11 protein-coding genes and 2 pseudogenes are annotated in these 14,416 nt (G+C 61.8%); 7 read left to right on the top strand and 6 right to left on the bottom strand.

The features are described from left to right. Positions 1 to 403: 403 nt before the first annotated feature. A pseudogene (locus ABIE00_RS13555) lies at positions 404 to 1,338 on the bottom strand (aldo/keto reductase). Positions 1,339 to 1,802: 464 nt separating this feature from the next. On the opposite strand from ABIE00_RS13555, the gene ABIE00_RS13550 reads away from it, so the two are divergent. The 7 genes and pseudogenes from ABIE00_RS13550 to ABIE00_RS13520 all read left to right on the top strand — a co-directional run bounded on the left by ABIE00_RS13550 (position 1,803) and on the right by ABIE00_RS13520 (position 8,894). Beyond that, a complete protein-coding gene (locus ABIE00_RS13550; RefSeq protein ID WP_354261038.1) occupies positions 1,803 to 2,675 on the top strand; it encodes an ABC transporter permease in 873 nt (290 codons plus the stop codon). Between the two features lie 142 nt (positions 2,676 to 2,817). Beyond that, positions 2,818 to 3,792, top strand: a complete 975-nt coding sequence (locus ABIE00_RS13545; protein WP_354261036.1) for an ABC transporter substrate-binding protein — start codon at positions 2,818 to 2,820, stop codon at positions 3,790 to 3,792. A 158-nt stretch (positions 3,793 to 3,950) separates the two neighbouring features. Then, complete coding sequence (locus tag ABIE00_RS13540) at positions 3,951 to 4,784, top strand: ABC transporter ATP-binding protein (RefSeq protein ID WP_354261034.1); 834 nt, start codon at positions 3,951 to 3,953, stop codon at positions 4,782 to 4,784. Positions 4,785 to 5,023: 239 nt separating this feature from the next. Further along, positions 5,024 to 6,541 carry an aldehyde dehydrogenase family protein gene (locus ABIE00_RS13535; RefSeq protein WP_354261016.1) on the top strand — a complete coding sequence of 506 codons (1,518 nt, stop codon included), beginning with the start codon at positions 5,024 to 5,026 and terminating at the stop codon, positions 6,539 to 6,541. 139 nt (positions 6,542 to 6,680) lie between these two features. Next, the gene (locus ABIE00_RS13530) at positions 6,681 to 7,421 is read left to right on the top strand and encodes an SDR family NAD(P)-dependent oxidoreductase (RefSeq protein ID WP_354261032.1); all 741 of its coding nucleotides are present in this window, start codon (positions 6,681 to 6,683) and stop codon (positions 7,419 to 7,421) included. A gap of 143 nt (positions 7,422 to 7,564) precedes the next feature. Continuing rightward, positions 7,565 to 8,579 (top strand): annotated as a pseudogene (locus ABIE00_RS13525) (zinc-dependent alcohol dehydrogenase family protein). Between the two features lie 120 nt (positions 8,580 to 8,699). Further along, a complete protein-coding gene (locus ABIE00_RS13520) occupies positions 8,700 to 8,894 on the top strand; it encodes an SDR family NAD(P)-dependent oxidoreductase (RefSeq protein WP_354261030.1) in 195 nt (64 codons plus the stop codon). A 721-nt stretch (positions 8,895 to 9,615) separates the two neighbouring features. On the opposite strand, the gene ABIE00_RS13515 is transcribed toward ABIE00_RS13520, so the two are convergent. From ABIE00_RS13515 to ABIE00_RS13495, 5 genes are all read right to left on the bottom strand, one after another. Next, the gene (locus ABIE00_RS13515; RefSeq protein ID WP_354261028.1) at positions 9,616 to 9,855 is read right to left on the bottom strand and encodes a hypothetical protein; all 240 of its coding nucleotides are present in this window, start codon (positions 9,853 to 9,855) and stop codon (positions 9,616 to 9,618) included. Between the two features lie 170 nt (positions 9,856 to 10,025). Next, entirely contained in the window at positions 10,026 to 11,012 is a 987-nt protein-coding gene (locus ABIE00_RS13510; protein WP_354261026.1) for a ketopantoate reductase family protein, read from the bottom strand. 25 nt (positions 11,013 to 11,037) lie between these two features. Beyond that, positions 11,038 to 11,829: an HpcH/HpaI aldolase family protein gene (locus ABIE00_RS13505; RefSeq protein ID WP_354261024.1), complete on the bottom strand. Its 792-nt coding sequence runs from the start codon at positions 11,827 to 11,829 to the stop codon at positions 11,038 to 11,040. 34 nt (positions 11,830 to 11,863) lie between these two features. Then, complete coding sequence (locus ABIE00_RS13500) at positions 11,864 to 13,315, bottom strand: aldehyde dehydrogenase family protein (RefSeq protein ID WP_354261022.1); 1,452 nt, start codon at positions 13,313 to 13,315, stop codon at positions 11,864 to 11,866. 35 nt (positions 13,316 to 13,350) lie between these two features. After that, positions 13,351 to 14,172: an SDR family NAD(P)-dependent oxidoreductase gene (locus ABIE00_RS13495; RefSeq protein WP_354261020.1), complete on the bottom strand. Its 822-nt coding sequence runs from the start codon at positions 14,170 to 14,172 to the stop codon at positions 13,351 to 13,353. Between the last annotated feature and the right edge of the window lie 244 nt (positions 14,173 to 14,416).

The following is a 14,416-nucleotide window of genomic DNA, read 5'->3' as shown; positions in this document are numbered from 1 at the left end:
GGTGCCGGCACACGTTCAGGACATGGCCCTAGCCGTGCATGACCGTGGGGGTGTACTGCCAGGCTTTGGTGCAGAGAGCGGTCCGGGCACTTACTTGAAATCGGCAACAGCCACAAAGACTGTGCAACAAATGCACCAGTAATCCGGATTGGCTTACGTCGCGCTGCAGGGAGCCGACGAAAACGGGTAGGTCGTCACCTGGCTCGATCACGTCACGGACGAGGAGTCCTTCGTCGCGCCGGTAATCGGACCCGTTAAGCCACCCCACTTGTTTGAAAGCCGGGGCAAGGTGCGGCGGCAGAGCGCCTCGCATCGAGACCGATTGAATCTGCTGTTCCACAGGGGGGTCGGCCACGTCCACCTCTACGATCGCCGCTGACCGTTACTGCAACCTTCCCTGTCGTTAAGGCACCCTATGGCCGGCGGCTTGAATCAGTCCGTACCACTCGCCGCGAGTCAGCGGGATATAAGAGCCTGCCGCAGCGTCGGCAATGCGCCCCGGTTTTGTAGTCCCCAGCACGACTTGGAATCCAGCCGGATGGCGGGTGATCCAGGCGGTGGCTATTGCAATTGGTGTGACCCCGTATTTCGTGGCGAGCCGCTCGAGTTCTGCATTGAGCTTAGGGTGTTCCTTTGAGCCGAAAAACACGCCGTCCGGAAGCTTTTTTGGAAGGGTGACCATGCTTGCAGGGTGATCTTATTAGTGCGGGCGTAGTCGATGATGCCGCCACCGTCGCGGGTGATTGAGTCAGCTTCGCCGGCCATGTTCGATGAAAGGCCTTGGGCGATGACCGTGGAGTGTGTGAGGGACAGTTGCACCTGATTCGCGACGATCGGCTGAGTCACGGCGGTTTTGAGCAGATCAATCTGGCGTGGCGTGTGGTTTGAAACACCAAACGCCCGGACCTTGCCGCTGGACTCCAGGTCATCAAACGCGCGTGCGACCTCTTCGGGCTCTACGAGTGCGTCCGGGCGATGCAGCAGCAGCACATCGATGTAGTCGCTGCCAAGTGCTTCCAGCGACTCCTCCACGGAGGTCACGATGTGGTCATATGAGGAATCGTAATGCCACTCCTCGGCGACGATGCCAGTCTTGGTTTGCAAGGTGATCTGCTCACGCTCAGACGAGCCCAGCTTCAACGCTGAGGCGAACCGACGCTCACAAGTGTGCCGTCGACCGCCGTACAGGTCAGCGTGGTCGAAAAAGTCGATGCCAGCTTCACGTGCCGCGGTGTACAGTGCCCGGATCTCCTCGTGGGAACTCTCCTTGATCCGCATCATGCCAGCGACGACGTTAGGCACTCGAGTGTCTGTAGGTCCAAATGGAACGGTGCGCATGATTCCTCCGAATGTTCTCGAAAGCGGTCTGCCCCAGGTGAGCAGCATTTCAATGGAGCAGGTCCTTGCCACTCCTCAAAAGTGCCCTTGTCGGCTAAACAAGCCTGGTGCTGACCAGCACCAGAATCGGCACGACCTGACCCCACAATCTCCGCGGCATTGGTGTGCGTCATCGGCAGCAGAAGGAAAAACCGCTGCCGACCAACCGATACGGCATTCAGGGCACGGTTGTAGGGGAAGGCCGCACTCCTACCTCCGTGAGGCAAATCTCATATTACAGGATTTATGTGTTGACGACGTCCCATAATGCAGGATATCGTCGCCCGAGATGGTCTTGTGATCTGTCCCATAGTCCTGCAGCGCTGAAAACGGCAGGCAAGTCACCGCGCCAGCCGCTGCTTATTCCGCGGACGCGCAGTCGGGTCGGATAGCGATTTTTGTTATTCTCAAGGAGGAGAAGGTTCATGTCGAGGAAAAACCTCACGGCCGACCGGCCGAGCCAGACAGCATCCGCCGTTGCCTTGCCAACGCCGGGAATGGCCCCACGCAAACCGCGGGAAGCATCCGCAACGAGACGGCGAATCGGCTCGGTCGCTTGGTCCTCGTTGCCGCCCCTCGTGTTCGTGGCGATCCTGTTGGCCTGGGCCGCAGCGGTGGAGCTGTTCAAGATCCCTGCCTATCTTCTTCCCGGACCCCTTGCCGTCTTCAAGCGTCTGTTCACGGATGCGGGCAGCCTTTGGATCCACACGCAATCCACTCTCGTTGTGCTCGTCGTCGGGCTGTTGCTCAGCGTTGTCATCGGCATCCCCCTCGGCTTGGTCATTGCTTTGTCCAAGACCGCAAAGCAACTGGTCTACCCGCCGGTGATAGTCCTGCAGCTGGTGCCGAAGATCGCCGTCGCTCCGCTGCTGTTGGTTTGGCTCGGTTTCAGCCTCAACACCAAGGTTGCCCTGGTCGTGCTGATAACCTTCTTTCCCTTGCTAATGGCGAGCATCAGTGGGTTCCGGATTCTTGATGACAGGTTCCTGTACCTGACGCGTTCCATGGGCGCAAGCCGCTGGCAGACGTTTTGGACGCTTCGCTTTCCTGCAGCGCTTCCCGTGATCTTCTCCGGTATCAAGACTTCGGCAACCATCGCCATCACCGGCGCCCTTGTCGCCGAATTCCTGGGCTCGAACAGCGGGCTGGGTTATGCCTTGCTGCGGGCAAGCGGTGCCATGGACACCGAGTACATGTTCGCCATCCTTGTCATCCTTACCGTCATTGGCGTGATCCTCAATTACCTCGTGGAGGCAGTCGAATGGGTGCTGACGCCGTGGCAGCGCCGCGCTGCCTAAACCGCGCGTATTCAACGCAGACAGCGGGCTAACCCAGCGTTCGCTCTCACCGCTCTTCAACTATTGGCAAACAACATCTAGAGGAATCGTTATGCAAAGAGGCATTACCAAGTTGCTCACAGCTGCGATCGCCGCGGGAGCAATGCTGCTCGCCGGCTGCGCTGCCACCCCGTCCGCCAACAACGCGGGAGGCAATGAAAACCCGGTCCGCTTTCAGATGCACTGGTCCTGGTCAGCTTCCACCGCGGGTTTCGCCGTTGCCCAGGCCGACGGACTGTACAAGGAAGCCGGCATTGACGCGAAAATTGAACAGGGCACAGGATCCGGTACAGCAGTCCAGCTCGTGGCGAATGGTCAGGCAGACATCGGCATCGCGGACGCAGTGCCCATTAGCCAGCAGATTGAAAAGGGCGCTCCGCTTGTCATCGTTGCAACTGTGAATCAGGTGACCAACATTGCGATGCAGGTCCTGGATTCATCGGGGATCAAGTCGGTCCAGGACCTCAAGGGTAAAACGGTCGCCGTTCCCCAGGGTAGCGCCCACGCTTTCCTGTTCCCCTTGTTCCTCGAAGCGAACGGCCTAACCGAGAAGGACGTCACCATATCGAACGTTCCCTTTGCCTCCATGCCGGCGGCACTGCTCCAAGGGAATGTGGACGCCATCGTGGGCGGTCAGGACACCGCCGTCTCGCTCGAACAGCAGCACGCGAACTTCAAGAACTTCCCGTTCGCTGACCATGGCGTCTCTCCTGTCGCACATTCAATATTTACCACCCAGAGCTTTGCTGAGAAGAACCCTGATGCAGTCAAGAAATTCGTTTCGGCAAGCCTCAAAGGCTGGGCTTCGGCACGGTCCAATCCCGAACACGCGGTGGCGGCCGTCAAGCAGCTTCTGCCAGACTCTGTCGACGGGACCGTACTGGCAGAACTTAAATTTCTGCTCCCCCTGCTGTGCGCTGGGGATGCAAAGGCTATCGGCCGCGCTGAGCCGGCGCACTGGCAGCAAAGCAATGACATTTTGACCAAAGCCAAGCTGCTCCCGGCTCCGTTGGACACGGCCAAATCGGTCTCCTACGACTTCCTGCCCGCGGCCAGCGACTTGAAGAGCTGCAAGTAGTTTTCCTGAGCGGGCCCGGGACGTCTACGACGGCGCCCGGGTCTGCTCAAGGTTCATGGGAGCAGAGGTAGCAACCTACAGTCTGAACTCACCTTGAGGGGTCGAGGTCAATATGAGTATTAAGATCCGCTACTGCACGGATCGAGAAAGGCACACCAGTGAACGACACAGCACTGCAGACAAGGGCGGCAGGTCTGCCCATTTCAATCAAGGGCGTCGCCAAAACGTTCAACAGCCCGTCGGGGAAATCTTTTGAGGCGCTCAAGCCCGTTTCAATGGACATCAAGCCCGGGGAATTCATTTCGATCGTCGGTCCGTCCGGTTGCGGCAAGAGCACCCTCATGCTCATGGTTGCCGGACTGCTGGATCGATCCGAGGGCGACGTCCGGGTCGGTGGAACATCGGTAAACAAGCCCTTCACCGACATCGGCATCGCCTTCCAGGACCACCTCCTGCTGGATTTCAGGACTGCGATGGAAAATGTCCTGATTCACGCAGACATACGTGGGCTGGATAAGAAGGAACTGCGGTCCCGGGCGACGGAGCTGTTCAAACAACTTCACATTGAGAAGGCCATGGATAAATATCCGCGCCAGCTGTCCGGTGGTATGCGCCAAAGGGTGTCACTTATCCGCACCATCGTCCACGAACCATCGGTACTTCTGCTTGACGAACCGTTCGGGGCACTTGATGCCCTTACCCGTCTCCAGGTCAGGGCCGACCTCGAGTCGCTGTGGCTGCGCAACAGGCCCACCGTGCTCTTCATCACTCATAGCGTTGAAGAAGCCGTCGGTCTCTCCGACCGGATTTTCGTCATGAGCCCGACTCCGGGCGAGGTTGTTGATGAGATCGTTGTCGATCTCCCGCGTCCTCGTCCGCTCGCACTCGTCGAATCCCCCGACTTCGGAACGTACGTCGACAGGATCTACACCCATTTCGAACGAATGGGAGTTCTTCACGGCATCGAAATTCCCAAACGAGGAAACGAGTAGCAAGTAGGGGTCCCGCCCGCGCAGGCACCGCCGTCGCCTTAGCGCATCGGCTCCTTGTCCGCTGGGGGTCCCGTCCAGCCCACGTGCTGCAGGGCCGCGCCATGTATTGGGCCTCACCCTCGTGTCCGACAGCAGTGAAGAGAGAGCCCACTGGGCGCTACTGAAACGAATCCAGGGCTGTAATGGCCCCACCGAATGAGTCCGGGCTTTTGCCCTTTTTTTGAAGGAGTTTGTTGAGTATGAGTACGAAGGTGTCGGAGGAGTTTGATGTGAGCGTGGGTGGGGGAGGGCGCCGGATCGGGTTGATCTCCGCGGCCGGGGTGGTGGTCCCTTCCGGTGGGTATGAGATGGAGATTCTGAATCCTGCCACGGGTCAGGTGATCGGGACCCTGTGTGAGGCCGGCCCTGCTGATATTGATGCTGTGGTGGCCGGTGCGAAGACGGCGTATGAGAAGGTGTGGCGCCGCACCGCCCCCGAGGCCAGGGCAAGGATGCTCACGGCCTGGGCCGATGCGATCAGCGCGCACCGCGAGGAACTGGCCGATCTCGAGGTCTCCGATGTGGGCCACCTGCGCCGGGAGGCCATGGCCGACATCGATAACAGCGCACGGGTGCTTCGCTATTACGCCGGGATCGCCGACAAAATCGAAGGCCGCACGTTCGCGCAGCTGCCCGACCGGCTCTCCTACGGGCTCGACGAGCCCTTCGGGGTCGTGGCCGGCGTCAGCCCCTACAACGGCAACGCGAACTTCGTCGCCCTGAAGGCGGGCCCGGCCCTCGTTGCCGGGAACTGCATCGTCATCAAGGCACCCGAGGTCGCCCCGCTGCTGAATTACCGCATGGTCGAACTCGCCCTCCAGGCGGGTCTTCCCGCCGGTGTGGTCAGCGTGGTGACCGGCCGCGGGGAGAAGGTCGGGCCGCTGCTGACCGAGCACCCGGATATTGGGATGATCGCGTTCACCGGCGGGCCGGGCTCGGGCCGGGCCATCATTCACCAGTCCGCGACGAACATTGTGCCGACGTTCCTGGAACTGGGCGGGAAGAGCCCGGCGATCCTGCTCCCGGATGCCGACCTGGACATCGCGATCCCGTCGCTGCTGCATTCGAACTTTGCCAAGAGCGGCCAGAGCTGCGTGACCGGTTCCCGGATCTTTGTTCCGGCCTCGATGTACGCCCAGGTCACCGAACGGCTCGGACAGAAAGCACAAACGGTCCGCGTCGGGCTGCCGACCAAGGAATCTTCGCAGATGGGCACGCTCATCAACCGCCAGCACCGTGCCCGGGTGGACGCCCTGGTCAAAAGCGCGATCGATGCCGGCGCCGTCGCCCTGGCCGGCGGCGGCCCGGCCGAGGACGGCGAGCTCGCGAACGGCGCGTTCTACCAGCCCACCGTCCTGGCCGACGTCACAGACGACAACCCCGCAGCCCGGACCGAGGCCTTCGGCCCGATGGCAAGCGTGCTGTCCTACACCGACACCGACGAAGTCATCGCCCGCGCCAACGCCTCGGAATTCGGTCTCAGCGCCCAGGTCTGGGGCAACGACGCACGGACCATCCAGCACCTGGCCAAAGAACTGATCGCAGGAACGGTATGGATCAACACCTACCGCTCCTTCCACCCCACCGTCCCCTTCGGCGGCATGAAACAAAGCGGCTTCGGCAAAGAAAACGGCTTCGACTCCGTCGCCATGTACACCCGCCGCAAAGCAGTCGTCTGGGACCTCACCACCGAACGCGAACTCCCCTACACCAACTAACAGCGTTGTTGGCGGCGAGTTGTGGGTTTGGCGTGTGCTTGACGAGGACGGTCGAGTACCCGAGCCGGGTGGGCCTGCCGCGTACCGGTCTTTCAGGCGGCGAAGGAAATCAAGAACTACAAACAAGGGAAAGTACGACATGAGTGACTATTCAGAGCCGCGTACTGAACGGCTCAAAGGGCGCCGGATCATTATCACGGGCGCCGCTTCCGGTATCGGGAAAAGTACCGCACAGCTGTTCGCGCGTGAAGGAGCAGCGGTTGGGCTGCTTGATCGTGACAAGGAGAAGCTGCAGGAAGCCGCTGACGAAATCGGGGGTGTGGCCTTTCCCGTCGACATTACCGACGATGAAGCGGTCGCCAGTGCCATCTCGGAAGCTGCAGCCGCTCTAAGCGGAATTGATGGTGTTGTTAATGCGGCGGGCATTATGTTTCGTGGGCACGCGGTCGACGTGCCGGCGCAGGACTGGCGCAGGGTGATCGATATCAATCTGACCGGCACCTACAACGTCGTCCGCAGCTGCATACCTTGGCTTCTGCAGGAAACGTCACCAACGGTCGTCACGATCGCTTCGGCGGCGGGGCTGCTGCCGAACTCGCCCGGGTACACGGCCTACGCCGCTTCCAAGGGCGGAGTCATTGCGCTGACGAAAGCCCTGGCGGCGGAACTGGCCCCTTCAGTCCGGGTGAACACTGTGTGTCCTGGCATGGTCGACACAGCCATGGCCGACGGGCATCGGGGGAACGTTGGAAACTATGCACTCAACCGCGTGGCCGACCCAATAGAAATCGCCCGCGCCATTCTTTTCCTCTCAACCGCAGAATCTTCTTACATCACGGGATCGGCCCTCGCAACGGACGGCGGCAGGTCCTTCCACTAATCCTTATCGCGACTATTCGATGGGATGGCAGACCCCTCTAACGGGGGTCTGCCATAACCCGTTTCAGCAGGGCCCTCGCTACGAATGCGGGGCTCCGGTTGATGGAGATAACCATTGCAGCAAGCACATAAGGAGTACCAAGCATGCGCGGAATCATTCTCCACGCCCCCGGCGACGTTCGAGTCGAGGACCGCGACAAGCCCGCCGTCCAGGAATCCACGGACGCCGTCATCAAACTCGTCGCCGCTTGTGTGTGCGGGTCGGACCTGTGGCCCTACCGCGGTGACGATACTCTGACCGAACCCGTCGCGATGGGCCACGAGTACGTGGGCACCGTGGAGGAGATCGCCCCGGACGTGCACTACGTTCAAGTGGGCCAGTTCGTCGTCGGGTCCTTCTTCGCTTCAGACAACACCTGCGAAACTTGCCGTTCCGGCTACCAAAGCGGGTGTGTGCACCGGCAGGGTGTGGGTGGCGCGCAGGCGGAGTACATGCGCGTTCCCCTGGCCGACGGCACCTTGGTGGCCACCCCTGGCATCCCCGACGCTGACAAGATCTCCTCGCTGCTCGCGGCCTCCGATGTGCTGGGCACGGGCTGGTTCGCCGCCAAGGCCGCGGAAGTGGGACCCGGCCAGACTGTTGCGGTGGTGGGTGATGGCGCCGTGGGACTCCTGGGCGTCCTGGCAGCCAAGCACATGGGCGCTGAGCGTATCATCGCCATGTCCCGCCACGCCGACCGGCAGGCTCTTGCCCGCGAGTTCGGTGCCACGGACATCGTGGAGGAACGCGGCGACGAAGGCGTGGAGAAGATCAAGGAACTTGCCGGCGGCTTGGGCGCGCATTCGGTCCTTGAAGCCGTGGGAACTCAGGAATCGATGATGCAGGCCATCCGCGCAACACGCCGGGGCGGCCTTTGGGTACGTCGGCGTTGCCCACGATGTCGCACTGCCAGGCCGCGAAATGTTCTTCTCACACGTCCACCTGCACGGCGGCCCCGCCCCCGTCCGGGATTACCTTCCCGAACTGATCGACCTCATCCTCACGGGCCGGATTAACCCGGGAAAGGTCTTCGACCTGGAACTGCCGCTTGACCAGGCAGCCGAAGGCTACGAAGCCATGGACGAACGCCGCGCCATCAAGGTGCTCCTGCGCCCCTAGTACCGGACGAGGATCAGGCGGAACGTTGCCCTGGTCTGCATACGGGGGCGAATAGGGCGCGGCTGCGTTGCTCGAATCTGGTGGACTAGCCGTGCTCAGAACCAAAGGAATGGATGACAGATGACAACTATCGCGATTATCGGTGCAGGCAGGGGACTCGGTGCCGCAACGGCGAAGCGATTCGGGCGTGGCGGCTTCGATGTCGCCTTGATTTCGCGGACACAGGAGCATGTTGATCTCCTCGCGCGCGACCTCGTCCACGAGGGATCAAGGCACAGGGCTTCGCCGCAGCCGTGGAGAACCGCCAGTCGCTGAGCGCTGCTCTGGAACGGGCGGCAGCTAAGCTCGGCCCGATCAAGAGTGCTGCAGTACAGCCCGGTTCCGCGGCAAGAGTTCCTGCGCCACGTGCTGGCAACGACAGCTGACGACCTTGCAGCAGCTGTCGCAATTTCCATTCTCGGACCGGCCGCAGCCGTCCAGCAGGTCCTTGGCGGGATGCGGGAGTTGTGTGCGGAACCATCCTCTTTGTCAATGGTTCCAGCGCCGTCAGCCCCAATGAACGCGTCGCAGGAACTTCAACGGCCCTCGCCGGTGAGTCGGCGTACACGTCAATGCTGCACACGGCACTGCAGTCTGAGGGTATCCAGGTCAGGCAGCTCATCATCCCGGGGGGCGATCGGTGGCGGTGACCCGGACTTCGCTCCGGACGCCCTGGCGGATCAGCTCTCACATGCGCTAATCGGTTTCCGGGCCTGTGCAGAAGGGACAGTCTCTGTTTCCGCCTCCATCGCAAAACTCGGTTCTGTAAACGCCGAACGTAGACGGTTCCATCGTAGTGACCTGCGTCGGGGTTTGCACTTTGCTGTCTTCCCTTCTTTCTGCACATATCAGATGATTCCCGGATGACGCTGCAGGTCCTGCTTGGGTTGCCGGGGCCGGCAGGCGGCGAGTACGGCCGGCTCCGGCAGGACTACCCGCGTCAGGAGGCCGAGCGCTTATTGCTCTGTTGATGTGCTGGTTTATACAGCTGCACGCGTCAGCCTGCACCTCCCGGCGAGGGTGCGGGTCGAATGCTTTGTTCTTTTTCCTCGAGCGGAACGAAGACGCGGGGTTCCACTCCATCGGCCGCTAACCAGAAGCCGGACTTGTCACGCATGACTGCTTCGATGGTGCCCCGGCGGGTCCCGATCCCCGCTGCCTGGACTTCGATGTATTCGCCCGGGGCCAGCTTCCAGCTGCTGCCGTTCCTGTCCTTTTGCTCATCTTCTGGAATCATTGTTTTCCCTTGAAGTCAGTGGCGGATTTTCAGGCCGGATACTTGCCCGTTGTGTGCCAGGAGACGACTTACCACGGGGGGTCCTTGAAACCCCTGACATGAGACGCCCACGAGCCAGTGTGCGGGATGCCAACAGTTGGGACAACCACCTTGTTTAGCACCCGCCACTTTCACCAGCTGGTGTCCTTGTAGAGGCCCGCAGCCCGTGCGCGTTGGGTGGCGAGCTCGATGACCAGGTCAAGGTTGGGAGTTGGGACTTGGGCCAGTTCGGCCAGGTCGAGCGGTACGCGGAACAGGCCGTCGATTTCCATCGACCGACCGGCCAGCAAATCCTGCGCGATGCTTTGCAGATGACTCGAGGTGGCGAGCTTTGCCAGGCCTTCGTCCGGATCCCCCGGGTCGCAACCAAGGGCACGGGCGATGGCGATGCCCTCGTCCGCCATTGCCTTGGCTGTGCCGGCAATCGCGGGTTTGTTGAGCACATCCTTCATGGGGGATGCGGTCAGGGCGGCCAGCGACCCCCCAATGAGGTTCATGACAAGTTTGGCCCAAATGGCGTCACGGATCCTGGTTGTGACGCTGACCTCGAGCCCGCTGGGATTCAGCAGCGATGCCAGCGCGTCCAGGCGCGGGTCAGTATTCCCGTCGGGACGACCGATGATGAGGCGGTTGCGTGCATTCTCCGCACGGACGACTCCAGGCGCAACAACGCTGCAGGCGGTGTACGCCACGGCACCTACCGCCCGTTCGGGTCGGACACGCGCCCAGAGTGCACCTTCGGGGTCGAGTCGTCGCAGCTGGGTGCCATCCAAATCTCCGCCGTGGGAGTGGAAGTACCACCAGGGGATGCCGTTCATGACGAATAGCACCAGGCTGTTCTCGTGAAGAAGCGAGTTGATGCCCTCGGCGATGGTTGGCAGGGCGGGGGCCTTGACCGTGACGATGACGACGTCCTGTGGTCCAAGGTCGGACGGACGGTCGGTAGCAACAGGGTACGAGAGGAGTGTCCCGTCCCGGGTTTCCACCCGCAACCCGTTCTGGCGGATGGCGGCCAACTGTTCACCGCGGGCGATCAGAGAGACCTCGGCGCCACTTCCGGCGAGCCGCCCGGCGATATGCCCGCCGACAGCGCCCGCACCATATATGCAGATTTTCATGTTCTCTGTTCCGTGGTTGTCTCGGCTACGCAAACTGCTGACGTTTTTGTTTTGCGGCGGTGCTGAGGAAGGTGATGTCGTTACCGGTGGATACGTAGCCGGCACCGAGCTCGAGGTACTGTCGGATCAGATCCGGCCAGCCTCCAAGGCCGCCGATTCCCACCGAAACCCCATTCGCCTGGCAGGCCTTGATGACCCGCAGGTAGGCGTCGTGCACTCTGGGGTGATCCATCTGTCCAGCGATGCCGAGCCCGACGCTGAGGTCGTTCGCTCCGACGAGGATCATGTCGAGCCCGTCCACGGCGGCGATGTCTTCGACGGCGTCCAGTCCCGTCTGGGATTCGATCATCGCGACGACCATGGAGGACTCGTCAAGCACTCGAACGACCTCGGCGGGTGGGTATGTCCGGTAGTTCAGTTGGGGGGCGGCGCCGGCGAGGGAGCGTCCCCCAAGCGGTGCGTGCTTGACCGCGCGGACGAGCGCGCGGGCCTGGTCGGCTGATTCCACGTCCGGCACGATGATGCCCATGGCGCCCGAGTCCATCACCCTGGCGATGTAGGCCGGATCCAGTCCGGGGACGCGGACTAGAGGTGTCACGCCGAGGTGGTTGCAGGCCATGCAGATTTGCCCTGCGGCTTCCAGGGAAAAGCTGCTGTGCTCCATGTCAATGTAGACGGAGTCGAATCCTGCTGTGTGGGCGATGGAGGCGATGTCCACGGTCCGCACCAAACGGACGGTCATGGAGTATACGGTTTCCCCTTTGGCCAGCTTGTCCTTGACGTGGTTTCGCAGGACGGGTGCAGCTGCAGTGTTCATTTTTTTTGCGTCTCCTGATTCGACTTGAGTGTTTTCAGCCGAAGAGAGTCGGCAATGCTTGTGCTTCGTCTTCGAAGCCGTAGACAGACTTGATTTCCAAGTATTCTTCGAGCCCGAACCGGCCCATGGACCGGCCGATGCCGGACTGCTTGTATCCGCCCATGGGGGTGTAGGAGTCGGTGGCTGCGCCGTTGTAGCTCACTCGCCCGGCACGGAGGCCGTTGGCGACGCGGCGGGCGTTGTCGCGGTCTTTGCCGAAGACGTAGCCGCCGAGTCCGTAGGGGGAGTCATTGGCGATACGAAGGGCTTCTTCCTCATCCTTGTAGGGGATGACGGCGAGGACTGGTCCGAAGATTTCCTCGCGTGCGATGGTCATCTCGGGGGTGACGCCGGTGAACACGGTGGGCTGGACGAAGTAGCCCAGGTTCAGGCCTTCGGGCCGGTCGAGGCCACCGGTGACGAGCTGGGCGCCTTCGTTGATGCCGCTTTGGATGAGGTCCCGGATGGATTTGTACTGTGCGGCGGTGACGACCGGGCCCATGGTCGTGGTGGTGTCGAGGGGATCACCGAGGCGGAACCGTCGTGCTTCGTCAACGAGGAACGGGGTGATCTGGTCGATCTGGCTTTCCTGGACCAGCATGCGGGTGGGGGCGTGGCAGGACTGGCCGGCGTTAAAGAAGGCGCGTTGGATGTTCCAGCGGGCGGCTTTTTCAAGGTCGGCGTCGGGCAGCACGATGTTGGCTGATTTTCCGCCGAGTTCGAGGCTGACGCGTTTTACGGTTTCCGCAGCGGCTGCTCCGACCTGCTGGCCGGCGCCGGTGGAACCGGTGAAGGAGATCATGTCCACGCCGGGGTGGCGGGACAGAGCATCGCCTACCTCGCGGCCGGTGCCGTTGACGAGGTTGAATACACCTGCCGGGACCTTTGCTTCGTGGAGCACCTGGGCAAGGAGCGCACCGCTGGCGGCGGAGTTGATGCTGGGCTTGGCAACGATGGTGCAGCCGGCAGCCAGGGCGTAGATGAGTTTGATGACGCCGGTTTGGATGGGCCAGTTCCAGGGGGAGATCAGGGCGCAGACGCCGATGGCTTCCCGGCGGACGATGGCGCCGCCGATACGGGTCTCGAACGGGTACTCGCGCAGGATGTCCCGGGCGACCCGCATGTGTTCGGCCGGGCCGGTGACCTGGGCACGGTTGGCGACCGGGATGCCCTCTTCGCGGGCGATCAGCTCGGAGAACTCATCAATCCGGGATTCGTAAACGTCAATGATCCGGTCGATCAGCGCGACGCGTTCTTCCACCGAGGTGGTGGAGAAAGTCTCGAATGCCTTCTGCGCCGCTGCCACCGCACGGTCAACGTCCGCGGACGTTCCCAGTGTGATCTGGGCGAAGGGCTCCTCGCGGGTGGGATCGATCAGCTCCACTACCCGGGAGCCTGCCGGTTCGGTCCACTGACCATCAATGTAAAGGTGCGGGTATTGCTTCATGAGCGGGTTCTCCTGTGGCTGGCTGTGCTTTTGGGTTAGCTGCTGTGGGTGTAGCCGCCGTCGCAGGCGATGGTCTGGCCGGTGATGAAGGCGGATGCCGGTGTTGCGAGGAAGATCATGATGCCGACCAGGTCGGTGGGGACCATGCCGCGGGGGATGCACTGCAGGGAAGCGGCGCGTTCGCGGACCTCTTGTGTGGGATTGACGGTGCGTTCGACTTCGGTGGCGACGCTGCCGGGCCGGATGCAATTCACGGTGATGCCGTAGGGGCCCAGTTCGCGGGCCAAGGAGTTGGTCATGCCGATTACTGCCGACTTTGATGTGACGTAGTGCAGGTAGTTGACCGTGCCGCGCGTGACCGCGTCGGATGAGACGTTGATGATCCGGCCGAAGCCCGCCTTGCGCATATGGTCAGCGACCGCACGCGCGCACAGGTAGGTGCCGGTGATGTTCACCTTAAGGACGTTGTCCCACTGTGCCAGGGGGATCTGGTCGAACGGGACCTTGTCCAGCGTGGCGAAGATGGAGGCGTTGTTGATCAGTACATCGATCCGGCCCCAGGTTTCGATCACGGTGTTAACCATTGCTGTGACGGACGGTTCGTCGGCGACGTTGACCTTGACGGCCAAGCCTGTGCCGCCGGCATCGTGGATTTCTTTGACGACCGATTCAGCCTTCTCAATATCCAGGTCGGCCACAACGGAAACCGCCCCAGCGGCGGCGTACTGGCGTGCCAGCTCTCGCCCGATGCCTTGGGCGGCGCCGGTGACAACGACTACCCGCCCTTCTACGCTGAAGTCCCGTGCCGACGCCGGAACGCCGGAGTCATGGGGGGTGTGAGTCAGGGGTGTCGTCATAGTTGGTCCTTGTGGCGTCGTTGTCATTATGGATTGCAGAAAGCGGTGGGCGCGGCGCCGCGGCGGGCCCTACGTCGCGCTAAGCCTCTGAGTTCCCCACGAGGAACACGGAGCGCATTTTGCCTTGCATGAACAATATCCCGTCATATGGGATTCAGTCAAGAGTTTAATTGCTGTCGCCCCTCCTAGTAAGTGAAAATTCGGCAAGTCCGCTCACAGCTCTGCTTGCCCGGGCGAGCCGGGA

The sequence above is a fragment of the Arthrobacter sp. OAP107 genome (assembly GCF_040546765.1).
Taxonomy (GTDB): Bacteria; Actinomycetota; Actinomycetes; order Actinomycetales; family Micrococcaceae; genus Arthrobacter.
This window is presented reverse-complemented; position numbering and strand designations above follow the sequence as displayed.